This is a genomic window from Streptomyces sp. SA15 (assembly GCF_002291145.1).
GTDB lineage: Bacteria > Actinomycetota > Actinomycetes > Streptomycetales > Streptomycetaceae > Streptomyces.
On sequence record NZ_NTGE01000102.1, the window covers coordinates 69,818 to 94,014 of the forward strand.

25 protein-coding genes are annotated in these 24,197 nt (G+C 71.5%); 13 read left to right on the plus strand and 12 right to left on the minus strand.

Annotated features, from left to right (window positions below; genetic code table 11):
* Positions 1-21: 21 nt before the first annotated feature.
* The 9 genes from CLM62_RS23535 to CLM62_RS23575 are packed head-to-tail and all read right to left on the minus strand — an operon-like array spanning position 22 to position 8,739.
* Complete coding sequence (locus tag CLM62_RS23535; protein ID WP_257004038.1) at positions 22-1,413, minus strand: FAD-binding oxidoreductase; 1,392 nt, start codon at positions 1,411-1,413, stop codon at positions 22-24.
* A complete protein-coding gene (locus CLM62_RS23540; protein WP_095751879.1) occupies positions 1,410-2,516 on the minus strand; it encodes an acyl-CoA dehydrogenase family protein in 1,107 nt (368 codons plus the stop codon). The genes CLM62_RS23535 and CLM62_RS23540 overlap by 4 nt, the downstream gene beginning before the upstream one ends.
* Positions 2,513-3,508: an ABC transporter substrate-binding protein gene (locus CLM62_RS23545; RefSeq protein ID WP_095751880.1), complete on the minus strand. Its 996-nt coding sequence runs from the start codon at positions 3,506-3,508 to the stop codon at positions 2,513-2,515. Before CLM62_RS23545 ends, CLM62_RS23540 begins: the two co-directional genes overlap by 4 nt.
* 10 nt (positions 3,509-3,518) lie before the next feature.
* Positions 3,519-4,616: an LLM class flavin-dependent oxidoreductase gene (locus CLM62_RS23550; protein WP_095751881.1), complete on the minus strand. Its 1,098-nt coding sequence runs from the start codon at positions 4,614-4,616 to the stop codon at positions 3,519-3,521.
* A 23-nt stretch (positions 4,617-4,639) separates the two neighbouring features.
* A complete protein-coding gene (locus tag CLM62_RS23555; protein ID WP_095751882.1) occupies positions 4,640-5,608 on the minus strand; it encodes an ABC transporter substrate-binding protein in 969 nt (322 codons plus the stop codon).
* Positions 5,605-6,321 (minus strand): ABC transporter ATP-binding protein, encoded by a 717-nt coding sequence (locus CLM62_RS23560; protein WP_095751883.1) that lies wholly within the window; start codon positions 6,319-6,321, stop codon positions 5,605-5,607. The genes CLM62_RS23555 and CLM62_RS23560 overlap by 4 nt, the downstream gene beginning before the upstream one ends.
* A gap of 5 nt (positions 6,322-6,326) precedes the next feature.
* Entirely contained in the window at positions 6,327-7,202 is an 876-nt protein-coding gene (locus CLM62_RS23565; RefSeq protein WP_095751884.1) for an ABC transporter permease, read from the minus strand.
* Positions 7,199-8,038, minus strand: coding sequence for a sulfurtransferase (locus CLM62_RS23570; RefSeq protein WP_095751885.1), 840 nt, complete (start codon positions 8,036-8,038; stop codon positions 7,199-7,201). Before CLM62_RS23570 ends, CLM62_RS23565 begins: the two co-directional genes overlap by 4 nt.
* On the minus strand, positions 8,035-8,739 hold the full coding sequence (locus tag CLM62_RS23575) for an alpha/beta hydrolase (protein WP_095751886.1): 705 nt from the start codon (positions 8,737-8,739) through the stop codon (positions 8,035-8,037). Before CLM62_RS23575 ends, CLM62_RS23570 begins: the two co-directional genes overlap by 4 nt.
* A gap of 393 nt (positions 8,740-9,132) precedes the next feature.
* Between CLM62_RS23575 and CLM62_RS23580 the strand changes: the two genes are divergently transcribed.
* Positions 9,133-9,981, plus strand: coding sequence for a LysR family transcriptional regulator (locus tag CLM62_RS23580; RefSeq protein ID WP_095751887.1), 849 nt, complete (start codon positions 9,133-9,135; stop codon positions 9,979-9,981).
* A gap of 33 nt (positions 9,982-10,014) precedes the next feature.
* Here CLM62_RS23580 and CLM62_RS23585 read toward each other — a convergent pair whose 3' ends face one another.
* The 3 genes from CLM62_RS23585 to CLM62_RS23595 form a co-directional block, all read right to left on the minus strand.
* The gene (locus tag CLM62_RS23585) at positions 10,015-10,401 is read right to left on the minus strand and encodes a MarR family winged helix-turn-helix transcriptional regulator (RefSeq protein WP_095751888.1); all 387 of its coding nucleotides are present in this window, start codon (positions 10,399-10,401) and stop codon (positions 10,015-10,017) included.
* A gap of 52 nt (positions 10,402-10,453) precedes the next feature.
* Positions 10,454-10,798: a VOC family protein gene (locus CLM62_RS23590; RefSeq protein ID WP_095751889.1), complete on the minus strand. Its 345-nt coding sequence runs from the start codon at positions 10,796-10,798 to the stop codon at positions 10,454-10,456.
* 273 nt (positions 10,799-11,071) lie between these two features.
* Positions 11,072-12,097 carry a LacI family DNA-binding transcriptional regulator gene (locus CLM62_RS23595; RefSeq protein WP_095751890.1) on the minus strand — a complete coding sequence of 342 codons (1,026 nt, stop codon included), beginning with the start codon at positions 12,095-12,097 and terminating at the stop codon, positions 11,072-11,074.
* 215 nt (positions 12,098-12,312) lie between these two features.
* On the opposite strand from CLM62_RS23595, the gene CLM62_RS23600 reads away from it, so the two are divergent.
* The 12 genes from CLM62_RS23600 to CLM62_RS23655 all read left to right on the plus strand — a co-directional run bounded on the left by CLM62_RS23600 (position 12,313) and on the right by CLM62_RS23655 (position 24,130).
* On the plus strand, positions 12,313-14,334 hold the full coding sequence (locus tag CLM62_RS23600; RefSeq protein ID WP_095751891.1) for a beta-galactosidase: 2,022 nt from the start codon (positions 12,313-12,315) through the stop codon (positions 14,332-14,334).
* A 230-nt stretch (positions 14,335-14,564) separates the two neighbouring features.
* A complete protein-coding gene (locus tag CLM62_RS23605; RefSeq protein WP_095751892.1) occupies positions 14,565-14,852 on the plus strand; it encodes a helix-turn-helix domain-containing protein in 288 nt (95 codons plus the stop codon).
* A gap of 66 nt (positions 14,853-14,918) precedes the next feature.
* A complete protein-coding gene (locus CLM62_RS23610) occupies positions 14,919-15,881 on the plus strand; it encodes an SMP-30/gluconolactonase/LRE family protein (protein ID WP_095751893.1) in 963 nt (320 codons plus the stop codon).
* A gap of 165 nt (positions 15,882-16,046) precedes the next feature.
* Positions 16,047-16,511, plus strand: coding sequence for a fluoride efflux transporter CrcB (crcB, locus tag CLM62_RS23615; protein ID WP_095751894.1), 465 nt, complete (start codon positions 16,047-16,049; stop codon positions 16,509-16,511).
* A complete protein-coding gene (locus CLM62_RS23620) occupies positions 16,508-16,912 on the plus strand; it encodes a DUF190 domain-containing protein (RefSeq protein WP_095751895.1) in 405 nt (134 codons plus the stop codon). Before crcB (CLM62_RS23615) ends, CLM62_RS23620 begins: the two co-directional genes overlap by 4 nt.
* Complete coding sequence (crcB, locus tag CLM62_RS23625; protein WP_095751896.1) at positions 16,909-17,283, plus strand: fluoride efflux transporter CrcB; 375 nt, start codon at positions 16,909-16,911, stop codon at positions 17,281-17,283. Before CLM62_RS23620 ends, crcB (CLM62_RS23625) begins: the two co-directional genes overlap by 4 nt.
* A gap of 73 nt (positions 17,284-17,356) precedes the next feature.
* On the plus strand, positions 17,357-18,193 hold the full coding sequence (locus tag CLM62_RS23630) for an undecaprenyl-diphosphate phosphatase (protein ID WP_095751897.1): 837 nt from the start codon (positions 17,357-17,359) through the stop codon (positions 18,191-18,193).
* Between the two features lie 153 nt (positions 18,194-18,346).
* Entirely contained in the window at positions 18,347-19,024 is a 678-nt protein-coding gene (locus CLM62_RS23635; protein ID WP_095751898.1) for a FadR/GntR family transcriptional regulator, read from the plus strand.
* Entirely contained in the window at positions 19,021-20,463 is a 1,443-nt protein-coding gene (locus CLM62_RS23640) for an amino acid permease (RefSeq protein WP_095751899.1), read from the plus strand. The genes CLM62_RS23635 and CLM62_RS23640 overlap by 4 nt, the downstream gene beginning before the upstream one ends.
* Positions 20,464-20,495: 32 nt before the next feature.
* On the plus strand, positions 20,496-21,506 hold the full coding sequence (locus CLM62_RS23645; RefSeq protein WP_095751900.1) for an asparaginase: 1,011 nt from the start codon (positions 20,496-20,498) through the stop codon (positions 21,504-21,506).
* 242 nt (positions 21,507-21,748) lie between these two features.
* Complete coding sequence (gene aspA, locus CLM62_RS23650; RefSeq protein WP_095751901.1) at positions 21,749-23,161, plus strand: aspartate ammonia-lyase; 1,413 nt, start codon at positions 21,749-21,751, stop codon at positions 23,159-23,161.
* Between the two features lie 36 nt (positions 23,162-23,197).
* Entirely contained in the window at positions 23,198-24,130 is a 933-nt protein-coding gene (locus tag CLM62_RS23655; protein WP_095751902.1) for a glutaminase, read from the plus strand.
* Positions 24,131-24,197: the final 67 nt, after the last annotated feature.

A 24,197-nucleotide genomic window follows, 5' to 3' on the forward strand; every position in this document is an offset into this window, starting at 1 on the left:
CAGCCGGCCTCAGAGCCTGTGTCACAGGGCCTTCCCGGGATTGAGGATCCCCCGGGGATCGAACGCCTGCTTGATCCGCCGCTGGAGCCCGTGGGCGGCGGATCCCAGTTCCTCGGCGACCCACTGCCGCTTGAGCACGCCCACCCCGTGCTCGCCGGTCAGTGTGCCGCCGAGCCGCAGGGCCAGTGCGAAGATCTCGCCCGCCGCCTCCCACGCGGTCTCCGGCAGCCGGTCCAGGGACGGATCCACCACGATGATCGGGTGCAGGTTGCCGTCCGCGGCGTGCGCGAGGGTGAACACGGGGACGTTGTGGCGCGCGGAGATCGCCCGGATCTCGCGCACCGCCTCCGCCAGGCGGGAGCGCGGGACCGCGATGTCCTCGATGAGCGGGCGGCCGAGCCGCTCCAGTGCGGGCAGCGCCAGCCGACGGGCGGCCAGCAGGGCCTCGGCCTCGGCGGGCTCCTCCGTCGTCTCCACCGTGGTGGCCAGGGGCGCGAGCAGCCGGGCGACCGCCGCCGCCTCGGCCGCCGCGCCCGCGCCGTCGCACTGCACCACCAGCAGCGCCGCTCCCCGCTCCCGCAGCGCCGGGTCGATGGCGTGCAGCACGGGCCCGTCGACGAGTTCGGCCAGTGCGGGTTCGACCCCGGCCCGGGTGATGGCGTACGCGCCCTCGGCCGCCGCCTCGAAGGTCGGGAAGTACGCGGCGAGCGTGGCCGTCGCCACCGGCACGGGCCGCAGTCGCAGTGTCGCCGAGGTGATGACCGCGAGGGTGCCCTCCGAGCCGGTGAGCAGCGCGGTCAGGTCGTAGCCGGTGACGCCCTTGACCGTACGGCGGCCCGTGCGCACCACCGTGCCGTCCGCCAGGACCGCCTCCAGCCCCAGCACGCTGTCCCGCGTGACCCCGTACTTCGCGCAGCGCAGTCCGCCCGCGTTGGTCGCGATGTTCCCGCCGATGGTGGACAGGGCCGCGCTCGCCGGGTCGGGCGCGTAGCGCAGGCCGTACGCTCCCGCCGCCCGGTCCAGCTCGGCGGTGATCACACCGGGTTCCACGACGGCGAGCTGGTCGTCGGCCGACAACTCGACGACGCGGTTCATCCCGGACAGGTCCAGGATCAGGGAGCCCTCCTGCGCGGTGGCCCCGCCCGACAGACCCGTGCCCGCGCCGCGCGGCACCACCGGCACGTACAGGGCGTTCGCGTGCCGGAGCGTGACCGTCACGTCCTCCGTCCGCCGGGCGTGCACCACGGCCAGCGGCTCGCCGGCGGGCCGGGTGCCGGAGCGGTCGGTGGCGTGTGCGGTGAGCACGGCCGGGTCGGTGGTCAGCCGGTCGGGCGGCAGATCGCGGGCGAGCAGGCCGAGGAGCCGGGCGGACGCGGTCGTCTCCGGGGCGGCGGCAACGGGTTCAGTGGTCACGGGTTCAGTGCCTTCGATCCGATGGCGAGCAGGGAGATGTCCTCCTGGGGTGCGTGCACGGGCGCGCACTGGATGTCCCGGAAGTGCCGCTCCAGCGGGTTCCCCCGGGCCAGCCCCGGGTTGCCCAGCAGCCGTACGGCAAGCTCCACCGCCCGTACGCCGTGCCGGTCGGCCAGCACCCGGGCACCCAGGGCCTGTTCGGGCGTGTACGACGTGTCGCCGGCGTCCAGCTTCACGCAGCCGTCGAACACCAGCTGCTCGGCGGCCGTGAGCAGCACCTCGATCTCCCCGGCCGTACGCCGGAAGCGCTCCGTACGGGCCACCGGGTGTCCCAGGTTGGCGGGCACGCGCGCGTGGGCGAAGGTGTGGAAGAACGCCTGCGCGGCGCGGGCGACGCCCAAGTAGAGGGCGGCGAGCGGGAGATGGAGGGCCGCGCCCGCCCGGTTGTCCTGTTCGGCGGCCGGTCCGTACGGGCCGATGCCGATGACGTGCTCGTACGGCACCTCCACCGCCTGGAACGTCACCTCGTGGCTGCCGCTGGCGCGCAGCCCCAACTGGTCCCAGCGGCCCGTGATCTCGATGCCGGGCGAGCCGCCGGGCACCAGGAACGTGCCGACCCGCGGTTCCGGCTCGTCGGTACTCGCCCACACGAGGAACCAGTCCAGTCCCTCGGCCCCGGTGACGAATCGCTTGGTGCCGCTGACCTCCCAGCCGTCGGCCGTGCGCCGCGCCCGGGTGGCGGGCAGTCCGCCCCGCGCGGGGGAGCCCAGATCGGGCTCCACGCGCGCGTGGTTGACGAGAACGGGACGCTCGAACGACTCCTTGACCACCCGCGCGTACAGCTCCTCGGGCCAGTGCGGCTCTGCCGCCTGCCGGGCATGCGCGGTCAGCGTCATCGCCGTGATCAGGGCGACGGACGGGTCGGCCCGGCCCAGCTCGTGCAGGATGCGGGCGCTCTCCTCGACGCCCGCTTCCCGGCCGCCGTAGCGCTGTCCGATGGTCGCGGTGAGCAGCCCCCTCTCGTGGGCGATCCGGAAGGACTCGGCGGGAAAGGCCGCCGAACGGTCGTACTCGGCGGCGAGTTCGGCGATGCGCTCGGTCACAGGGCCTTCTTCAGGTCGGCGTTCAGTTCGGTGGTCCAGAACGACTTCACGTCCAAGTGCTCCTTCAGCGCCCCGAGTTCGGTGAAGGCGTCGGCGACCTTCTGCTGCGAGACGACGGCGTCGTCGCCGACCGGCCGCGCCTGCGTCGGGCGTTGGGCCTGGGCGTCGACGAGGTCCTTGCTGGCCTGGGCGAACGGCTGGTGGGTGGCGTCGGCGGTGATCCGGGCGAACCCTTCCTCGTGCCCGTCGCGGACGTAGGCGTACGCCTTGGTGATCCGGGCGATCAGATCGGCCGCGGCCGCCTTCTGCTCCGGACTCTCCAGCACGCTGTCCCGCGCGGACCAGAGGAAGTTGCCGGACAGGATGTCCTTGCCCGAGCCGACCGTGCGGGCGCCCTGCTGGTGCGCGGTGATGATCGACGTGCCGTACGAGGCGAAGGCGTCGATGCTGCCGCCGTTGAGGGCGGCCAGACCGTCGTTCGGCAGGAGCGGCTTGGCGTCGATGTCGGACCACTTCAGGCCCGCCTGCCTCAGCAGCTCGTACAGGAAGTAGTGGGCGGTGGTGTTCTGGACGTAGCCGACCTTTTTGCCCTTCAGTCCGGCGATGTCGTTCACCTTCGAGCCCTTGGGGACGACGACCTCCTGATTGAGGGTGGCCCCACGCTGCACGGCGGCGACCTTGAAGTTCGGTTCACCGTCGGCGGCGGCGAAGACCGGCGGGATCTCGCTGGAGGAGGCGAGGTCCAGGGCTCCGGCGCGGATCGCCTGGAGCTGCTGGTCACCGCCCTGGAACTGGCTCCACTCGACCTCGTACGGGGTGTCGTCGAGGTGGGCGTACTTCAGCACCGCCTCCTCGGCCTTCCAGCCGGTGGCGCCGACTCTGAGGGTGACGGGGGAGGACCCGGCCTGTGCCTCGTTCCCGCAGGCCGCCGCGAACGGCAGGAGCAGGACGAGGGCGGCGGCGGACGTGCGGAGGGTGCGGCGGAACAACATGGGATCTCCATCAGGCGGCGTGGGTCATGGCGCGGTGGGCGAGTTCCTGCCGGACGAGCGGCAGGACGTACCGCGCGTAGTCGATCGCGTCGTTGAGCGGGTCGTAGCCGCGGATCGACAGCAGGTCGCAGCCGATGTCGACGTAGTCGAGGAGAGCCTTCGCCACCGTCTCGGGAGAGCCGACCAGCGCGGTCGAGGCACCTGCGGCATTGGTGGCGACCGCCGGTGCGGTCCACAGGCAGCGGTCATGGACCTCGCCGCGCTCGGCGATGTCGAGCAGCCGCTGCGAGCCGACATTGGCCGGGCGCCCGGTGGTGCGGTAGTGGCGCAGCAACTCCGTGTTCCGCGCCTGGTCCTCGATCACGCCCAGCGTGCGGTGCGCCTTCTCCCAGGCCAACTCGTCGGTGGGCGCGATGATCGGGCGGAACGACACCCAGATACGGGGGTGAGGGCGTCCGGCGGCCTCCGCGACCGCGTTCACGGCGGCGATCTGCTCGGCCGTCTCCTTCAGCGGCTCGCCCCACAGCCCGAAGATGTCGCCCTGTTGGCCGCCGACGCGGTACGCGTCCTGGGAGGAGCCGCCCACCGAGATGGGGATCAGCCCCCGCACCGGCTTCACGTCGGAGTAGTAGCCCTCGAACCGGAAGTACTTGCCCTCGTGCGACACCGGACCCTCGGCCTGCCACACCTGCCTCAGGATCCGGATGTATTCGTCCGAACGCTCGTACCGCTCCGCCTTGCCCAGGTAGTCGCCCTCCCGGCGCTGCTCCTCGTCGCTGCCGCCGGAGATGATGTGCACCGCCAGCCGGCCGTCGCTGATCCGGTCCAGGGTGGCCAGGGCGCGGGCGGCATGCGTGGGGAAGACCACGCCCGGCCGGTGGGCCAGGATCGGACGGATCCGTTCGGTGTGGGTTGCCACGAACTGGGCGACCTGGAAGGCGTCCGGCGAGGCCGAGTGGTAGGCGACCAAGGTGTGGTCGAAACCGCCGTCGTCCAGCGCGCGGGCGTACTTGCGCAGGTGGTCGCGGTCGAAGCCGGTGCGGCTCGCGGCGGCCGCGCCCGAGGCTCCCGCGTCCGTGTGGACGGCGCTGATGAATTCGACAGGCATGAACAACTCCCGTGTCGTATAGGTCACTTGAGGAGAGACGTGTCGGCCGACTCCGCCACGTCGACGTTCGGCTCCAGCACACCGATCTCGTTCATGAGGTCGGCCACGCCCTGGACGGTCTTGTTCACGTCGGCCGTGACCGGCAGGACCTTGCTGTACGCGGCGGAGGCCAGCGTCCTCGCCACGGAGGCGTCGGCGCCGTTGCGCTGCTCGATGGCCTCGGCGTACGCGTCCTGGTGGGTGCTCGTCCACTCCAGGGCCGTACCGAGGCGCTTGAGGAAGTCGGCGAGCGCGGCCTTCTTCGGCGCGTCGGCGAGGGCCTCGTCGGAGGCGCCGACGAAGCCGTACCCGCTGACCCGGCCGTCGGCCCCGTCGACGAGCAGCTTGCCGCCCTGCTCCAGGCCGACGGCCTGGTAGAGGCCGAAGGTCGCCCAGGCCTTGATCTTCCCGGAGGCGAAGGCAGCCTGCGCGTCGGTCGGCAGCAGGTACTGCACCCGCACGTCCGAGTAGTCGAGGCCGTTCCGCCGGAGCACGTTGGCCAGCAGATACTCGGAGATGCTGCCCTTCGCCGAGGAGACGACGACCTTCTGGCCCTTGAGGTCCTTGACGCTGTCGATGCCGGAGTCCTTGCCGACGACGATGCCGACATGCCGGCCGTCGTTCTTCAGCGCGGCCACGTTCTTGAACTCCACTCCGCCGCTGAGCGCCTGGAGCGCGGGCAGGTCCGCGGAGTACGTGGTGTCGGCGGCGCCCGCCTGTACGGCCTGGTAGAGCGGGGCCGCGCCCTCGAACTCGGCCCACTTCACCTGGTAGTCGGCGCCCTTGAGCGCGTCCGAGGCGGCGACGATGGTCTGGAGGGTACTGGCCTGGTCGCCGATGGTGAGGGTGACCCGGCCCTTGCCACCGGCGTCCGCCGATGAGTCCGCGCCGCAGGCGGTCAGCGCCAGCAGGGCGGTGAAGCTCAGCGTGGCGGCTGCGAGTCGGCGTTTCACGAGGGGGTTCCTTCCAGGGTGCGGGTGACGCCGAGCCAGTTCAGGAGGCGGGCGCGCAGGGTGACGAACTCGGGGGCGGTGAGGTCGCGGGGGCGGGGCAGGTCGACGGTGAGCTCATGGGCGATGTGGCCGCCGTCCATCACCAGGACGCGGTCGGCGAGCAGCAGCGCCTCCTCCACGTCATGGGTGACCAGGAGGATCGCGCAGCCGTGCCGCTGCCACAGCTCGCCGACCAGCTGCTGCACCCTGCCCCGGGTGAGGGCGTCGAGGGCGCCGAACGGCTCGTCCAGGAGCAGCAGTTCGGGCTCGCGCACCAGAGCGCGGGCCAGCGAGACGCGCTGGGCCTGGCCGCCGGACAGTGTCTTGGGCCAGACGGTCGCACGGTCCGCGATGCCGACCTCGTCGAGGGCCTTCTCCGCGAGCGCCCGGTCCGGACTGCCCGGCAACCCCAGCACGACATTGCGCCACACCTTCAGCCAGGGCAGCAGCCGCGGCGACTGGAAGGCCGCACTGCGCCGCGCGGGCACGGTGACCTCGCCGCCGATCTCCTCGTCGAGCCCGGCGAGGATCCGCAGCAGGGTCGACTTGCCGCAGCCGCTGTGCCCGAGCAGGGCCACGAACTCGCCCTCGCGGATGTCCAGATCGAGATCGTGCAGAACGGTGTTGCCGTCGAAGGCCCGCGAAAGCCCCCGTATTTCCACGCTGTTGGCCATGGCTGTCACGCCTCGCCCTCGAAGTTGGCCCGCCAGGTCAGCAGGCGGCGCGAAAGGATCCGTACGGCGAAGTCGCAGGCGAGCCCGAGCAGGGCGTACACGACGAGGCACAGCACGATGACGTCCGTACGGAAGTACTGCTGGGCGTTGCTCATCAGATAGCCGAGCCCCGCATCCGCGTTGATCTGCTCGGCGAAGACCAGCGCCAGCCAGGCGGTGGACAGCGCGTACCTCAGCCCCACGAGTGCCCCGGGCAGCGCGCTCGGCAGGATCACGTACTTGATCAGGCCGAGCCTGCCGAGCCCCATCATCCGGGCCGCTTCGACGAGTTGGGAGTCGGTGGAGCGGATGCCGCCGTAGATGTTGAAGTACAGCGGATACGTCACGCCGAGCGCGACCAGCGCGATCTTCGGGGTCTCCTCGATGCCGAACCAGACGATGAACAGAGGGATCAGACCCACCCAGGGGATCGCCCGGAACATGCCCATCGAGGAGTCGATGACGTCCTCGCCGAGCCGGAACAGCCCGGCCAGCAGGGACAGGCTCAGCGCGACGGTCGCGCCGATCAGGAAGCCGGTGGCGGCGCGGCGGCCCGACGCGGCGATGGCGTCGGGCAGTTCGCCGCTCTTCGTGAGCTCGACCGCCTGTTCCACGACGTCCACGGGGGAGGCCAGCACGGATTCGGGCAGGACGCCGGTGGCCGACGTCAGGAACCACAACAGGACCAGGCCGACGGGGCCGGCGCAGCGGCGTACGGAGCGGGGGACGGTGAGGCGGCGCGCGGTCTTCGCGGTGCCGTGGAGGGTGACGCGGGCGGGCTTCGACGCCTCGGCCGCGCTCTGCTTCGGCAGTACGGCCGTATCCAGGGGTTTCGTCGTCATGGGTGGTTTCCCTTCGCGGCCGGGCGGGCCGGATCGGCGGACCAGGCGGACCAGGAGCCGGGGAAGAGCACCGCCTCGAAGCCGGCGATCTCCAGTGCGGCGATCTGGTGGGCGGCGGTGACGCCGGAGCCGCAGTACACGCCGATGCGCGAGGCTCCGCCGGCACCCTTCTCCTCGAACCGCTTGCGCAGCTCCTCGGGCGGCAGGAAGGTCCCGTCCGCCGCGAGGTTCTCGCCGGTCGGGGCGGAGACAGCGCCCGGGATGTGACCCGCGCGCGGGTCCACCGGCTCCACCTCGCCCCGATACCGCTCGGCGGCCCGCGCGTCCAACAGCAGCCCGGACGCGGCGAGTTCGGCGGCACCGTCGGCGTCGGTGACCGGCAGCCCGCCCGCACGCAACACGACGTCGCCGGGCGGCGGGTCGGCCGGGATCCCGGACTCCAGCGGCAGCCCGGCCGACCGCCAGGCGCCGAGCGCCCCGTCGAGGAGCGTGACCCGCGCGAGGCCCGCGTGACGCAGCAGCCACCAGGCGCGGGCGGCGGCGGTGTTGCCCAAGTCGTCGTGGACGACGACCGGTTGACCCTCCTGGACGCCCCACCGGCGCGCCGCGCGCTGCAAGTCGTCGATCCCGGGCAGGGGATGCCGGCCGCCCTCCGGGCTCGGCGGCGCGGCCAGTTCCGTGTCGAGGTCGACGTAGACCGCGCCCGGGACATGACCCTCGGCATAGTGGTCGCGGCCGTACGGATCACCCAGCGCCCAGCGGACATCGAGCACGACCGGGGGAGCGCCGGAGGCGAGCAGCTCGCGAAGCTCGGACACGGTGGTCGTCACGGTCATGCCAGACCCTCCGCGATCGTGGGCAGCTCGGGGGACAGGCGCAGGCGCTCCAGGAAGAGCACGACGGTGGCGGCGGCCGTGCGGTGCAGCGCGTCGTTGAGGACGTCGTGCCGGCCACCGTCGAAGGTCACCGTCCGCACGTGCGGGTGTCCCGCGTACACGATCAACGCCTCCTCGACCGGGCTCACCGTGTCGTCCGTGCCGTGCAGGGCGAGCACCGGAACACGCACCAGGTCCAGGCGCAGATCGGGCAGGTCGGGGGTCTCGTCGAGCGCGCCGCGCCGGAAGTCCGGGTCGTGGGCGAGGCGGGTCCGGTGCGTGGGACAGGCGGTACGGGCCTGGATCTCGTCCTCCCAACTCGCCGATGTCCAAGAGGCGGTGGGCAGGCCGGCGAGGATCAGCGCGTCGACCTCCGCGTCCTGCTCGGCGGCGAGACGGACGGCGTACCGCGCGCCCGAGTCCGAACCGACCAGCACCTTCGGGCCGGGCAGCGACTCGTCGGCGAGCAGCTTCGCCGCCTGATCGAGCACGGACGGATCGGCGGACGGGTCGCCGAGGGCGCGGACCCGATAGGCGTCGAAGGCGAGACGGCGGCCGAACCGCTCGTACACACCGCCGTGTTCACCCCGGCCGGCCAGCACGATCAGCGTGCCGCGCGCGGCGAGGCCTTCGGGTTCGTCCCAGGAGAAGGATGAGGGCATGAGGGGGCAGCTCCCGTGTCTGGGGATGTCGGGGCGGGGGGCATCCGTACGGAAAAGGGCAGTACGGAAAAGGGCAGTACGGAAAAGGGCAGTCAGGGAAAGGGCAGTACGGGAAAAGGCAGCCGAAAGCGACTGTCACGTGTCAGTGCAGAGCAGGGGCAGTCAGCTCGGACTGCGGAGAGACGCCGGTGTGCGGCGGGAGATCAGCGACAGCGCGCGCTGCACGCCACGCCGAAGTCGATGACTCGGCGCTGCGTCAGAAGGGCAGCGGAAGCGGTCGCGTGCAACATGCGCCCATCATGACCGGCTCCGGCGGACCGCGTCCAACGACGATTCCGCATCGAAACCGATCAGGGATCGCGATCGGTCGCCCGGACGGGCTACTGTCGCGGCATGCCCCAACCGGTCCTCGACATCGTGGCTCTGCGCAGCCTGACCGCGATCGCCGACTGCGGCGGCTTCCACCGCGCCGCCCGGACACTGTCCCTGAGTCAGTCGGCGGTCAGCCAGCACGTCCGCAAACTGGAGAAGACGCTGGGGCGGCCGGTCGTCGAACGCGAGGGACGCGGCACCCGGTTCACCCCCGAGGGGCGGCTGCTGCTGGAACAGGCCCGGCGGATCCTCGCCGTGCACGACGAGGCCGTACGCACCCTGACCGACCCGGACGGCGACACCGTCACCGTCGGCTCCACCGAGCACGCCGCCGACCAGTTCCTGCCCCGGCTGACCGCCGCCGTCCAGGCGGTGCGCCCCGGCTGCCGGGTCCGCTTCCGCATCGACCGCTCCGCCCGCCTCGTCGAGGCAGTGGAACGAGGCAGCGTCGACGTGGCGGTGTACGTCACGGAGGCCGCCGCCACCGAGGGCACATCCGTCGGCGGCCTCCCGCTCACCTGGCATGCCGTCCCTGGCTGGCAGGCGCCGCCCGCACCGGCCCCCGTGCCCCTGGTCGCCGTCGAGGACCCCTGCGCGATCCGCCGCCGGGCCATCGCGACCCTGGCCGCGCACGGCGTGTCCGCCACGGTCGTCGGGGACGCCGGTTACCTCGCGGGCGTCCTCGACATCGCCCGCACCGGCCAGGGCGTGGCCCTCCTCGCCGCCGTCGGCCCGGCCCCGGACGGTCTGACGCCGTACGACGGTCTGCCCGCGGTCACGCCCATCCCCATGAGCGCGCTGGCCCGTCCCGGCGCGGATCCGGCGACGGTCGAGGCCGCCTTCACCGCCGTGAGGGAGCTGCTGGGCTGAGAGCCTGTGTCACCTCCCAGGCTCTGACGGGGGTCAGCCCAGCATCCGGGCCAGAACGTCACGCTGCAGCGGCAGCACCTCTGCGTGCAGGTCGCGGCCCTTGCGGGTCAGGGACACCGATACGCCGCGCCGGTCCTCCGCGCAGACGGCGCGCTCCACCAGGCCTTCCTTCTCCAGCCTGCCGATCAGCCGGGACAGCGCGCTCTGGCTGAGATGCACCCGGCCGGCGAGGTTCTGCACCCGGCACCGGTCGCCCTCCTCGGGCGGGGCGCTCGCGAGGATGTCGAGCACTTCGAAGTCGCTCGCGCCCAGCCCGTGCGGATGCAGCACGCGGTCGATCTCACACATCGTGCGCGCGTGTACGGACAGGATGTCCCGCCACTGTTCCTCGAGCCGGGCCCCGGCCGCGTTCACTGCCATACACCCAATGTTAATGCGTATGCATCGACATTCGGGCCGGGGCCGGAGGAGCTCAGGCGTCCTGGAGGAGCCCGACGAGGTTTCCGTCGGCGTCCTTCACGGAGGCGATCAGCCTGCCACCGCCGACGTCGTGGACGTCCTGGAGCAGCTCGGCGCCCGCGTCGAGCAGGGCGGCGAGGCGGCCACGGATGTCGGAGACGTGCCAGTAGGGGACCGGGCCGGTCATGCCCTTGGCGTGCCCGTTGGGGTCGAGGCCGACGTCCTGGCCGGCGTCCTTGAACCCGACGTAGTACGGCTCGTCCGCGTAGGGCTCGACCTCCAGCAGGGCGCTGAACAGGGCCTTCGTGCGGGCGATGTCCTTGACGGGGTAGATGATCGTGGTGAGGCCGGCGGTCATGGCGTGCTCCCTGACGTGAGTCGGTGTCGGTGGTTTCACGCTAGGCCGGGAGGCGGGGAACCGCTTCTTCGATCCTGACCGGTTGCCGTGGACGTGCTCAGCGAGCGCCCGCTGGAAGCGGGCACACGTGGCCAGGTCCTCGTGAGCGCAGCCCGAGACTGGATCGCCGAGCAGCGCGCCCGCGCGCGGAGAGGGACCGGCTGTTCCTGGCCGTCCCGATGTTCCTGGCCGTCCCGATGTTTCTGGCATAGACCACCGGCCGCCCCTGAGACGCTACGTCGACTCCCGCTTCACCAGCTCCGTCGGCAGAATCACCGCCGCCGGATCCTCGCCGCCCATCTGGGCCAGCAGCACCCGGACCATCTCCGCGCTGATGCGGTCCCAGGGCTGCCGGATGGTGGTCAGCTCGGGGCGGGCGGCCAGCGCGGCCGGCGAGTCGTCGAAGCCGCCCACCGCCACGTCCTCGGGCACCAGCCGCCCGGCCCGCTCCAGTGCCGTCAGCACGCCCTGTGCCATCAGGTCGGAGGCGACGAACACGGCGTCCATGTCGGGGGCCTGCCCGAGCAGCCGTTCGGCGCCCGCCTCACCGCTGGCCCGGCTGTAGTCGCCGGAGACGATCAGCCGCTCGTCGATCTCGACGCCCGCCTCGGCGAGCACCTCCTTGTAGCCGGCGAGGCGCTCGACACCGCCTGGGGTGTCCAGCGGACCGGTGACCACGCCGACGCGGCGGCGGCCCAGGGAGAACAGATGGCGCACCATGTCGCGGGCGCCGTCCCGGTCGTCGGCCGCCACGTAGCTCACCCGGGAACCGAGCCCGATCGGCTTGCCGCACGCGACCAGCGGCACGCCCGCCTCGCGCAGCTCCTCGGCGATGGGGTCCCCGGAGTGGCTGGAGACCAGCAGCACGCCGTCGACGTGACCCGCGGTGATGTACCGCGTGATGCGCCGCCGCTCGTCCTCGGTGCCGGCCAGCATCAGCAGCAGCGGGATGTCGTGCGCGGCCAGCGCCTGGGTGCAGCCGCGCAGCAGGACGTTGAAGTTCGGGTCCTCGAAGAACCGCTCCTGCGGCTCCGTGAGCAGGAAGCCGATCGAGTCGGAACGCCCGGTGATCAGGGAACGGGCGTGCCGGTTGACGACGTACCCCGTCTTTCGGATGGCGGCGTTGACCGCCTCCTGGGCGGCGGGGCTGACGTAATGCCCGCCGTTGAGCACACGTGAGACGGTGCCGCGTGAGACCCCGGCCTCCCGCGCCACGTCGTGGATCGTCGGCGGTTTACGCCGGCCCCCCGCACTGTTCATGGTCCTGACTTTAAGGCCCCGGAGGACCGAGCGAGGTCGTCCGAACCGTCGGATGATGCCTAGTGACCTCGCGCTTCTGTGATCGTGCACAGCAGACCCTCGGTTACCGTACTTGGCAAGCGTCACCCTCGTGCGGTTATCTTGGGCTCGGTCGTTGAGACCCGTGTGTGCACGTTCCCATCCGCGTTCCCAGCCATTTGCATCGGGAGAGATCCATGCCGGAGACCACCCCCAGGGGCCTCACCAGGCTCGCCTTCGGCGGGGACTACAACCCGGAGCAGTGGCCCGAGAGCGTCTGGCAGGAGGACGTGCGGCTGATGCGGGAGGCCGGCGTCACCATGGTGAGCGTCGGGATCTTCTCCTGGGCGCTGCTGGAGCCCTCGCCCGGCACGTACGACTTCGGCTGGCTGGACCGCCTCCTCGACCTGCTGCACGAGAACGGCGTCCGCGTCGACCTCGGCACCCCCACCGTCGTACCCCCTGCCTGGTTCTACCGCGCCCACCCCGACGCCCTGCCCGTGACGGCCGACGGCGTCCGCCTCGCGTTCGGCTCGCGCGGCGCCATCTGCCACAGCAACGCCGACTACCGCGCCGCCGCGGCGACCATCACCACCCGGCTCGCCGAGCGGTACGCCGACCACCCGGCCCTGGCGATGTGGCACGTGCACAACGAGTACGGCATCCCCGTCTCCGCCTGCTACTGCGACTCCTGCGCCGCCCACTTCCGCCGCTGGCTGACCACGACGTACGGCAGCGTCGACGCGGTCAACGAGGCCTGGGGCACCGCCTTCTGGGGCCAGCGCTACGCCGGCTTCGAGGAGATCACCCCGCCGCGCACGGCGCCCACCGTCGGCAACCCGGGCCAGGCGCTGGACTACAAGCGCTTCGCCGACGCCACGATGCGCGAGAACTTCGTGACGGAACGGGACATCCTGCACCGCCTCTCGCCCGGCATCCCGGTCACGACCAACTTCATGACCGCGCTCAGCCAGTGCGACTCCGTCGACTACTGGGCGTGGGGACGCGAGGTCGACCTCGTCACCAACGACCACTACCTGATCACCGACGGCCGCCGCACCCACGTCAACCTCGCGATGGCCGCCGACCTCACCCGCTCGGTCGCGGGCGGCGCCCCCTGGCTGCTGCTCGAACACTCCACCTCCGGCGTCAACTGGCAGCCCCGCAACCCCGCCAAGGCCCCCGGCCAGATGGCCCGCAACTCCCTCGCACACGTGGCGCGCGGCTCCGAGGGCGCCCTGTTCTTCCAGTGGCGACAGTCCCGGCGCGGCGCCGAGAAGTTCCACTCCGCGATGGTGCCGCACGGCGGCACGGACACCCGCGTCTGGCGCGAAGTGGTCGAACTGGGCGCCTCGCTCGACTCGTTGAGCACGGTCCGCGGCACCCGCACCACCGCCGACGTGGCCGTCCTGTGGGACTGGCACTCCTGGTGGGCGCAGAACCTCCAGTGGCGCCCCAGCGAGGACCACGACCCGCGCGAACGCGCCGACGCCTTCTACGAGGCCCTCTACGACCGCCACCTCACCGTCGACTTCGCCCACCCCGAAGCCGACTTGTCGAGCTATCCCCTTGTCGTCGTCCCCGCGCTGTACCTCATGACTCAGGCGGCCGGCCGCAATATCGAGGAGTACGTCGAGAGAGGCGGCACCCTCGTCGTCTCGTACTTCTCCGGCATCGTCGACGAGCACGACGCCGTGCACGAGGGCGCCTACCCCGGGCCGCTGCGGGACGTGCTCGGGCTGACAGTCGAGGAGTTCTCGCCGTTGCTCCAGGACCAGTTGGTGCGCATCACCGGCCCCGACGGCTCGGAGCTCACCGGTGACGTGTGGACCGAGTTCGTGGTGCCGCGCGGCGCCGAGACCGTGTGGACGTACGCCGACGGCCTGACCGCCGGGCACCCCGCCGTCACCCGGCACCGCCTCGGCGCGGGCACCTCCTGGTACGTCTCCACGCGCCTCGGCGCCCAGGGTCTCGACGCGCTGCTGGGCTGGGCGGTCGAGGACGCCGGGATCAGCGCGCGCGCCGACCTGCCCCGGGACGTCGAAGTGGTACGCCGTACAGGCGAGTCGGGCACGTACCTGTTCGCGATCAACCACACCGCCTCCGACGTCAAGGTGCCGCTGGACGCGGACGGCACCGAGCTGCTGACCGGGGAGCGGGCCGCCGGCCGCCTGTCCCTCCCGGCGGGCGCCGTCCGGGTCGTACGACTCGACGGCTGAACCGACTCCCCTCCGCCCGTGCGAGCGCACGAGCCGCGGGCGGAGGGGCCTCTCCCACCGCCGGCGCGAACAGCGCGCCCGCGAGGGTCCTCGGCCGACAGGCATGCCGAACAAGTCCCCGCCGCGAAGGAGTTCGGTACCGGACAAGGTTACGGAGTCCCGGACGTGATGGCTTCGACTGCGCGACAGTGGGCACACGCGCTACGAGGACCTCGGACGGAGGGAACGAGATGCTGAGGACTCCCACCGGCGAGCGGCGCCTGGACATCCTCGAATGGCTGAAGGACCCGGCCGCGCACTTCCCGCCGCAGCGGCACGGCGACCTGGTGGAGGACGGCGTGACCGCGGACGCCGTCGCCCGGAAGCTGGGAGTGCGCCGCGCCGTCGCCGAGACCCACCTCGACCTGCTCGCGGACCTCGGCATGCTGCGCACCAGGAGAATCCGGCGGCGCACCCACTACCGACGCGACGAGGTGCGGATCGCCGAGGTGGCGCGCATGTTCGAGAAGGGCTGGTAGAGGTCTCTCCGGACGGGTACATCTGCGAGGACGAGCCCTCTGGCGATCGGCGAAGGGCAGGCGCACATGGACCGTCCCGCAGCTCTCGTCCCCCGTCACTACGTCGCCGTCGGGGGCCGCGGCCCCGAGGACGTGGTGGCCGACGCCCGCGGCCGGGTGTTCACCGGTGTGGCGGACGGCCGCATCCTGCGCCTGGACGGGGTGACGAAACCCGTCACGGCCCGGGTGGAGGTGCTCGCCGAGACCGGCGGCAGGCCGCTCGGCCTCGCCCTCCTCCCGGACGACGCCCTGCTGGTGTGCGACGCCGAACGCGGACTGCTCGGCGTGGATCTCGCCGAGGGCACCGTGCGCGTCCTCGCCGACGAGGTGGCGGGGGAGAGGCTGCGGTTCTGCAGCAACGTGCTCGCCCTGTCCGACGGCAGCGTGTACTTCACCGTCTCCAGCCGCCGCTACCCGCTTCAGCACTGGATCGGCGACCTGGTCGAGCACACCGGCACCGGCCGGCTCCTGCGTCTCGTCCCCGGCAGCGACACGCCCGAGGTACTGCTGGAGGGGCTGCAGTTCGCCAACGGGCTGGCCCCGAGCGGCGACGAGACCTTCCTGGTCGTCGCCGAGACGGGCGCGTACCGGCTGACCCGCTACTGGCTCACCGGGCCGAAGGCGGGCCGGAGCGAGCCCTTCGCCGAGGATCTTCCGGGGATGCCCGACAACCTCTGGCGCGGCTCACCTCAGGGCCCGGTCTGGGTGTCGCTCGCCGGACCCCGCGTCCCCCCGCTGGACCTGCTGCACCGCGGCACACCGTCCGTACGTCAGGCCGCCGCGCGCCTGGCCGTGCGCGCCCCTTTCCGCCCCTCGGGCACGATCGGCGTCCTGGCGGTCGACGACACCGGCCGCGTGGTCCACCACCTCGTCCGCCGCCGTTCCGGCTTCCGCATGGTCACGAGCGTCTGCGAGACCGAGGGCCATCTGGTCCTGGGAAGCCTGTGGGAGCCGGGCGTCGCGGTCTGCGAGGCACCGGCCGGGAAGTGACCTCGGCCGACCGGAGGGTTACCCTGTTGACCGGCCGCGATCACCCCGCGGCGCGGCGGTGGGGCCCGCCGTACCCGAACCGCGGCACAGGTGCCGCCAACGGTCCCTACTTGCGATATAGCGCGCCCGCATGCCTGGGCCCCGGCGAGTAGGAGACGTACGACCATGACAGCCCCGGACACCGAAAGCCTCGGCGCCCCCGCGCGCCCCCGACGGCGGCCCGCGGACCGGCGGGGCCAGGCACCGGTCGTCGCGGTGGTCGCGCTCGGCGGAGCCCTCGGCGCCACCGCCCGGTACGCGGCCGCCCTGTGGTGGCCCGCCCAGCCGGGCGGATTCCCCTGGGCGACCTTCTGGACCAATGTCGTCGGCTGCGCCGTGATCGGCGTGTTCATGGTGGTCATCACCGATGTGTGGGCCGCCCACCGCCTCGTGCGCCCCTTCTTCGGCACCGGCGTGCTCGGCGGCTTCACCACCTTCTCGACGTACGCCGTCGACATCCAGAAGCTGGTCGACGCCGGCCACCCGCGCACGGGGCTGGCCTATCTCGCCGCGACCCTGCTCGCGGCGCTCACCGCGGTGTGGCTCGCGGCCACGGGCACCCGCCGCGTCCTGAAGTGGAGGCAGCCATGACCAGGCTGACCGGCCGCGCCTTGCGCGTGACCGTCCTCATCGGCGAGAACGACACCTGGCACCACCGGCCGCTCTACACGGAGATCGTGCACCGCGCCCACGCGGCCGGTCTCGCCGGTGCCAGCGTCTTCCGCGGCATCGAGGGCTTCGGCGCCTCCTCCCTGATCCACACCTCGCGCCTGCTGTCCCTGAGCGAGGACCTGCCGGTCGCCGTCGTGATCGTGGACGCGGAGCAGCGCGTACGCGCCTTCCTGCCGCAGCTCGACGAACTCGTCACCGAAGGCCTCGTGGTCCTCGACGACTGCGAGGTCATCCGGTATGTCGGCCGGGGCCACGACCAGGGCGACAACCAGGGCGACAACCAGGGCGAACCGGACGCGAAAGGTAAGAAGTCGTCGTGAACTGGCTGCTGGTGATCGCGGGGGCCGCGGTGGGTGCCCCGCTCCGCCATCTCACCGACCGCGCGGTGCAGTCCCGGCACGACTCGGTGTTCCCCTGGGGCACCTTCGCCGCGAACGTCACCGGCTGTCTGATCCTCGGCCTGCTCACCGGAGCGGCCACTGCGGGAGCCGCGAGTTCCCACCTCCAGCTGCTCATCGGCACCGGCCTGTGCGGCGCGCTGACGACGTACTCGACCTTCTCGTACGAGACCCTGCGGCTGACCGAGACAGGGGCGGGCCTGCACGCAGCCGTCAACGTGGTCGCGAGTGTGGTCGCGGGGCTCGGGGCGGCCTTCGCGGGAGTGGAGCTGGCACACGCGGTGTGGGCATAGGGCCGGATTCTCGCCCGCGTGTAGTAGGACTGTGCCCGCCGTACTTCCCTCGCCCTGAGAAGAACTGGATCCCATGAGCGTCATCAGCGTCGGTCAGGCCGTCGTCCTCGGAGCCGTCGAGGGGGTGACCGAGTTCCTGCCCGTGTCCTCCACCGGCCACCTGAAGATCGTCGAGGGGCTCATGGGCATCCCCGTGGACGACGATGCCGTCGTCGGGTTCTCGGCCGTGATCCAGGTCGGGGCGATCGCCGCCGTGCTCGTGTACTTCTTCAAGGACATCGTGCGGATCGTCTCGGCGTGGGGCCGGGGGCTGACCAACCGCGAGGAGCGCTACCACCACGACTACAAGTTCGCCTGGTGGGTGATCTGCGCGACGATCCCGATCGTCGCCGTCGGCCTGGCCGCCAAGCCGCTCATCGAGGGGCCGCTGGCCTCCCTGTGGGTGGTGGCGGGCTCGCTGATCGTCGGCAGCGGGGTGATGTGGGCGGCCGACCAGATGGGCCGGCACAAGCGCGGGGAGGACGACACCTCGTTCAAGGACGCGATGCTGGTCGGCGGCTCGCAGATCCTCGCCCTGCTCTTCCCGGGCTTCTCCCGCTCCGGCGCCACCATGTCCACGGCGCTGATCCTGGACCTGGACCGCGTGGCCGCGACCCGGCTGTCGTTCTTCCTCGGCATCCCCGCCCTGACCGGCGCCGGGCTGTACGAACTCAAGGACGCCCTGGGGACGGGCGTGGGCGCGGCCCCGCTCGCCGTCGGGACCGTCGTCTCCTTCGTCGTCGCCTACGCCTCCATCGCCTGGCTGCTGAAGTTCGTCACCAAGCACTCCTTCAACGCCTTCGTGGTCTACCGGATCGTCGTCGGCGTGCTGCTGTTCGGGCTGCTGGCCACCGGCGCGCTCAACAGCTGACCGGCGGGGGTGTGAGGCCGCTTACAGGCTTCACGCCCCCTGAAATTCCTCTTTCAGTCACCTTGACAGGGCCCCCGCACCACCCGGAGTATCGCTCCCGTGAACCTGTCAGACAGCCAGACAGGTGGCGGGGGACCGCGGCGCGTCAGCGCCATGGAAGCGGTGCTCTCCCACCTTCGCGGCGCCATCGAGCGCGGCGACTACGCGATCGGCGACAAGCTCCCCTCCGAGGCGGAGCTGTGCCGGACCCTCGAGGTCTCCCGGCCCGTGCTCCGGGAGGCGCTGCGGGCCCTGCAGGCCCTGGGGCTCACCGTCTCCAAGACCGGCAAGGGCACCTTCGTCGTCGCCGGCGCCGTCGAGGACCCCACCTTCGGCGACTACGCGGCCAGCGACCTGCTGGAGGTGCGCCGCCACGTCGAGATCCCGGTCGCCGGGTACGCGGCCCGGCGCCGCACCCCGGAGAACCTGGACCACCTGGCCCACCTCCTGGACCGGATGGAGCGGGAGACCGACACCACCGCATGGGTCGCGATGGACTCGCTCTTCCACCTCGGCGTGGCCGAGGCCGCGCAGAACCCGGTCTTCCGCCGGGTCATCGAGGAGATCCGCGACGCGCTGGCCCGCCAGTCGGCGTTCCTGAACCAACTGGGCGGCCGGCGCGAGCAGTCCAACCGCGAGCACCGCGCGATCGTCGAGGCGCTGATCGACGGTTCCGAACACGACGCGGTGGAGGCCATGGCCCACCACCTCGACCGCGTCTCGACGACCCTCACCGACATCGTGCGCCCCACGCGCACGGACACCCCCACGGAAGGCGGACCCGAGGCGTGAGCGAGCAGCACCTCCAAGAGGAGACACGCAAACCGGCGGTGCACGTCGACGCGGGAGACGCGGGCTACAGCAAGTCCCTGAAGTCACGGCACGTCAACATGATCGCCATCGGCGGCGCCATCGGCACCGGCCTGTTCCTCGGCGCCGGCGGCCGCCTCGCCGACGCAGGCCCCTCCCTGTTCATCGCCTACGCGGTCTGCGGCATCTTCGCCTTCCTCGTCGTGCGCGCCCTCGGCGAACTCGTCCTGTACCGGCCCTCCTCCGGCGCCTTCGTGTCGTACGCCCGCGAATTCCTCGGCGAGAAGGGCGCGTACACGGCCGGCTGGATGTACTTCCTCAACTGGGCGACCACCGGCATCGCCGACATCACCGCCGTGGCCACCTACACCCACTACTGGGGCATGTTCTCCGACATCCCGCAGTGGGTGATCGCGCTGATCGCGCTCGCGGTCGTGCTCACCGTGAACCTCATCTCGGTGAAGATCTTCGGCGAACTGGAGTTCTGGTTCGCCATCATCAAGGTCAGCGCGCTCGTCGTCTTCATGCTGATCGGCATCTTCCTGCTGGTCACCCAGCAGCCCGTCGACGGTCACACTCCCGGCCCGTCCCTGATCGCCGACCACGGTGGCGTCTTCCCCAGCGGCCTGCTGCCGATGCTGCTGATCATCCAGGGCGTCGTCTTCGCCTACGCCTCCGTCGAGTTGGTCGGTGTCGCGGCCGGTGAGACCGAGAACCCCGAGAAGATCATGCCGAAGGCGATCAACTCGATCATGTGGCGCGTGGGTCTGTTCTACGTCGGCTCGGTCGTCCTGCTGTCGATGCTGCTGCCGTGGGACAAGTACACCGCCGGGGAGAGCCCCTTCGTGACCGTGCTGTCCAACATCGGCGTCCCGGCGGCCGGCGGCGTGATGAACCTGGTGGTGCTCACGGCGGCCATGTCCTCCCTCAACTCCGGCCTGTACTCCACCGGCCGCATCCTGCGCTCGATGGCGATGTCCGGCTCCGCGCCCAAGTTCACCTCGGTGATGAGCCGCAGCAAGGTCCCGTACGGCGGCATCCTGCTCACCAGCGGCTTCTGCGTCCTCGGCGTCGGCCTCAACTTCGTCGTCCCCGCCGACGCCTTCGAGATCGTGCTGAACTTCGCCGCGATCGGGATCCTCTCCACCTGGGGCATGATCATGATCTGCCACCTGATGTTCTGGCAGAAGACCCAGAAGGGCGAGCTGTCCCGCCCCGGCTACCGGCTGCCGGGATCCCCCTGGACCGAACTCGTGACGCTGGCGTTCCTCGCCTCCGTCCTGGTCCTCATGTACGCCGACGGCGGCGCCGGACGCACCACCGTGCTGTGCCTGCCGCTGATCGTCGGGGCGTTGGTCGTCGGATGGTTCGGCATCCGCGGCCGTACGGCGCGCGAGTCCACCACCGGAGCCGACGCGTGAGGCACGCGGCGGCCCATGAGATACAGGCAGTGATGTACAGCAGTTCCATAGCGGACGCACCCCTTGTCCGCGAACCCCTCCACGCCCCCGTCGCCCACCTCATCCGCGGTGGGCTGATCGAGGGCCTCCACTACGGCTCCGTCGTCGTCCTCGGCGCCGACGGCGGGGTCCAGCTCCAACTCGGCGACATCGAGGCCGCGTTCTACCCGCGCTCCGCCCTCAAGCCCGTCCAGGCCGCCGCCATGGTCCGGGCCGGGTTCCCGCTCGACGGGGACCTGCTCTCGCTCACCGCGGCCAGCCACTCCGGCGAGGAACGCCACCTCGCCGGCACCCGGCGCATCCTCGAGCTCGCCGGGCTCACCGAGGACCATCTGCGCAACGTGCCCGACCTGCCCTTCGACCCGGTCGTCCGGGACGACTGGACACGGGAGGGCCGCCTGCCCTCCCGGCTCGCCCAGAACTGCTCCGGCAAGCACGCGGCCATGCTCTACACCTGCAAGCTCAACGGCTGGTCCCTGGACGACTACCTCGACCCCGGCCACCCGCTCCAGCAGGCCATCGCCGAGATCGTCGAAGACCTCACCGGGCAGCGCATCGCCCGGGTGACCGTCGACGGCTGCGGCGCGCCCCTGTTCTCCGTCTCCCTGCACGGTCTCGCGCGGGCGGCCGCCCGGATCACCACCGCCGCTCCGGGTACGCCGGAGGCGCGCGTGGCCGACGCGATGCGCGAGCACGCCGAGATGGCGTCCGGCTCCGGCCGGGATGTGGCCGCGCTGATGCGGGCCGTGCCGGGGCTGCTGGCCAAGGACGGCTTCGAGGGCGTTCACGTCGCCGCGCTGCCGGACGGCCGGGCGATCGCCGTGAAGATCGCCGACGGCGCCAACCGGGCACGCATCCCCGTCGCCGCGGCCGCCCTCGCCAGGGCCGGCGTCGACCCGGCGGCGCTCGCCGAGTTCGCGGGGGAGCCGCTGCTGGGCGGTGGCGCACCGGTGGGCTGCGTCCGTCCGGTGCGTGCGCTGGACCCGGTCAGCGTGCCGGCCTGAGCTTGACGGCAAGCCGGGCGAGCGACGTAGGGGGTGCTGTGTTCGACCGGCTGCGGCGGCGCTGTTGCTGGTCGCACCCCCGCGGCGGAGCCGCACATTGTCGGAGCACCGCGCCCCTGGGCAGGCCGGCGCCGCCCGCGTCGTATCGCTCGGCCGGCCCATGTACCGCCGGCCCCGTCGTCCCTCCCCTCCCGCTCCGTCCGCTCCCTCACCCTCGCCCCTCAGAAAGAGGCCGCATCCTCATGACCGCCGCCGTCACCCGCAGTGAACACGACCTGCTCGGAGACCGGGACGTCCCCGCTGACGCGTACTGGGGTGTCCACACCCTGCGCGCCACGGAGAACTTCCCCATCACCGGCACCCCGATCTCCGCCTACCCGCACCTCATCGACGCCCTCGCCGCCGTCAAGGAGGCAGCCGCCCTCGCCAACGAGGAACTCGGCCTGCTGGAGCCGGAGAAGGCCGCCGCGATCGTCGCGGCCTGCCGGGAGATCCGCGAGGGGGAGCTGCACGAGCAGTTCGTCGTCGACGTCATCCAGGGCGGGGCCGGCACCTCGACCAACATGAACGCCAACGAGGTCATCGCCAACCGGGCGTTGGAGCTGCTGGGGCACCACAAGGGTCAGTACGAGCACCTCCACCCCAACGAGGACGTCAACCTCGGCCAGTCGACCAATGACGTCTACCCGACGGCCGTCAAGATCGCGACGGTGTTCGCGGTCCGTGGACTGCTCAAGGCGATGTCGGTGCTGCAGGACGCCTTCGCGGCCAAGGCCGTCGAGTTCCATGACGTCCTCAAAATGGGCCGTACACAGCTGCAGGACGCGGTGCCCATGACGCTCGGTCAGGAGTTCTCCGCATACGCCGTCATGATGGACGAGGACCGTAGCCGTCTTGCCGAGGCCGTCGAGTTGATCCATGAGATCAACCTGGGCGCCACGGCGATCGGCACGGGTCTCAACGCTCCCGCCGGATACGCCGAGTCGGCCCGCCGTCACCTCTCCGGGATCACCGGACTCCAGCTGGTCACCGCCGCCAACCTGGTGGAGGCCACCCAGGACTGCGGCGCGTTCGTCCAGATGTCCGGCGTGCTCAAGCGGATCGCCGTCAAGCTGTCCAAGAGCTGCAACGACCTGCGCCTGCTGTCCAGCGGACCGCGCGCGGGACTCGGCGAGATCAACCTGCCGCCGGTGCAGGCCGGTTCGTCCATCATGCCCGGCAAGGTCAACCCGGTCATCCCCGAGGTCGTCAACCAGGTCGCCTTCGAGGTGATCGGCAACGACGTCACCATCACCATGGCCGCCGAGGCCGGACAGCTCCAGCTCAACGCCTTCGAGCCGGTCATCCTGCACTCGCTGTCGGAGTCCGTCACGCACCTGCGCGCGGCCTGCCTCACCCTCGCCGAACGCTGTGTGTCCGGCATCACCGCCAACACCGAGGTGCTGCGCGCGACGGTCGAGAACTCCATCGGCCTGGTGACCGCCCTCAACCCGCACATCGGATACACGGCCGCCACCGACATCGCCAAGGAAGCCCTCGTCACCGGGCGGGGCGTGGCCGAACTCGTCCTGGAGAAGGGCCTGTTGCCTGCCGAGAAGCTGGCCGACCTGCTGCGCCCGGAGGTCGTGGCGGGCAGCGGACCGGCCCTCGTCTGAGCCGCGGATACGCGCCCGGACCGGCCCGTAGGGAGAATGGTGATCATGACGTCGTCCATGCCTTTCCAGCCGGTCCTGGAGCGCATCGCCGAAGAGATCGAGCGGATGCCGGGCCGAGGCCGCCCCGCCGACTACATCCCCGCACTCGCGGCCTGCGACCCGCGCCGCTTCGGCATGGCCGTCGCGGAGTTGGACGGCACGGTGTACGGCGTGGGGGACTGGCGCGAGCCGTTCTCCACGCAGTCGCTCACCAAGGTCTTCACCCTCGCGCTCGACCTGGCCCGCGAGGGAGACGAACTCTGGGAGTACGTGGGCCGCGAGCCCTCCGGCAATCCCTTCAACTCCCTGGTGCAGCTGGAGTACGAGAACGGCATCCCGCGCAACCCGTTCATCAACGCGGGCGCGCTCGTCGTCACCGACCGCCTCCAGACCCGTACCTCGGACGCGGCCGGCGAACTGCTGACCTTCCTCCGCTCGGAGAGCGGCAACCCGTCCCTGGGCTTCGAACAGGAGGTCGCCGCCTCGGAGGCGGCGCACGGCGACCGCAACGCCGCTCTCGCCCACTTCATGGCGTCGTACGGCAACATCGTCAACCCGATCCCGGTCCTGCTCGACCAGTATTTCCGCCAGTGCTCCGTCACCGCCTCGTGCGCCGACCTGGCCCTCGCCACCACCTTCCTGGCCCGGCACGGCGTCCGCGCCGACGGCACCCGCCTGCTCACCCGCAGCCAGGCCAAGCAGGTCAACGCGGTGATGCTGACCTGCGGAACGTACGACGCGGCAGGCGACTTCGCCTACCGCGTGGGCCTGCCCGGCAAGAGCGGAGTCGGCGGCGGCATCATCGCGGTCGTACCGGGGCGCTGCACGCTGTGCGTGTGGAGTCCGGGGCTGGACGAGCGGGGCAATTCGGTGGCGGGCGTAGCGGCGCTCGACCGCTTCACGACCCTGACCGGCTTGTCAGTGTTCTGAGGGCACTTGTCAACGCTGGACAGGGACATGCCCTCAAGGGGCGCGGGGCTGTGACAATGTGCGGCTC

Excerpts from the sequence above, each read along its gene's own strand:
- CLM62_RS23605 (WP_095751892.1), top strand. The coding sequence starts at position 14,565 with ATGCTGAGGACTCCCACCGGCGAGCGGCGCCTGGACATCCTCGAATGG.
- CLM62_RS23610 (WP_095751893.1), top strand. The coding sequence starts at position 14,919 with ATGGACCGTCCCGCAGCTCTCGTCCCCCGTCACTACGTCGCCGTCGGG.
- CLM62_RS23585 (WP_095751888.1), bottom strand. The coding sequence starts at position 10,401 with ATGGCAGTGAACGCGGCCGGGGCCCGGCTCGAGGAACAGTGGCGGGAC.
- CLM62_RS23560 (WP_095751883.1), bottom strand. The coding sequence starts at position 6,321 with ATGGCCAACAGCGTGGAAATACGGGGGCTTTCGCGGGCCTTCGACGGC.
- CLM62_RS23655 (WP_095751902.1), top strand. The coding sequence starts at position 23,198 with ATGGTGATCATGACGTCGTCCATGCCTTTCCAGCCGGTCCTGGAGCGC.
- CLM62_RS23575 (WP_095751886.1), bottom strand. The coding sequence starts at position 8,739 with ATGCCCTCATCCTTCTCCTGGGACGAACCCGAAGGCCTCGCCGCGCGC.
- aspA (WP_095751901.1), top strand. The coding sequence starts at position 21,749 with ATGACCGCCGCCGTCACCCGCAGTGAACACGACCTGCTCGGAGACCGG.
- CLM62_RS23550 (WP_095751881.1), bottom strand. The coding sequence starts at position 4,616 with ATGCCTGTCGAATTCATCAGCGCCGTCCACACGGACGCGGGAGCCTCG.
- CLM62_RS23635 (WP_095751898.1), top strand. The coding sequence starts at position 18,347 with ATGGAAGCGGTGCTCTCCCACCTTCGCGGCGCCATCGAGCGCGGCGAC.
- CLM62_RS23580 (WP_095751887.1), top strand. The coding sequence starts at position 9,133 with ATGCCCCAACCGGTCCTCGACATCGTGGCTCTGCGCAGCCTGACCGCG.
- CLM62_RS23645 (WP_095751900.1), top strand. The coding sequence starts at position 20,496 with ATGTACAGCAGTTCCATAGCGGACGCACCCCTTGTCCGCGAACCCCTC.
- CLM62_RS23600 (WP_095751891.1), top strand. The coding sequence starts at position 12,313 with ATGCCGGAGACCACCCCCAGGGGCCTCACCAGGCTCGCCTTCGGCGGG.
- crcB (WP_095751894.1), top strand. The coding sequence starts at position 16,047 with ATGACAGCCCCGGACACCGAAAGCCTCGGCGCCCCCGCGCGCCCCCGA.
- CLM62_RS23620 (WP_095751895.1), top strand. The coding sequence starts at position 16,508 with ATGACCAGGCTGACCGGCCGCGCCTTGCGCGTGACCGTCCTCATCGGC.
- CLM62_RS23570 (WP_095751885.1), bottom strand. The coding sequence starts at position 8,038 with ATGACCGTGACGACCACCGTGTCCGAGCTTCGCGAGCTGCTCGCCTCC.
- CLM62_RS23630 (WP_095751897.1), top strand. The coding sequence starts at position 17,357 with ATGAGCGTCATCAGCGTCGGTCAGGCCGTCGTCCTCGGAGCCGTCGAG.
- CLM62_RS23595 (WP_095751890.1), bottom strand. The coding sequence starts at position 12,097 with ATGAACAGTGCGGGGGGCCGGCGTAAACCGCCGACGATCCACGACGTG.
- CLM62_RS23590 (WP_095751889.1), bottom strand. The coding sequence starts at position 10,798 with ATGACCGCCGGCCTCACCACGATCATCTACCCCGTCAAGGACATCGCC.
- CLM62_RS23545 (WP_095751880.1), bottom strand. The coding sequence starts at position 3,508 with ATGTTGTTCCGCCGCACCCTCCGCACGTCCGCCGCCGCCCTCGTCCTG.
- CLM62_RS23565 (WP_095751884.1), bottom strand. The coding sequence starts at position 7,202 with ATGACGACGAAACCCCTGGATACGGCCGTACTGCCGAAGCAGAGCGCG.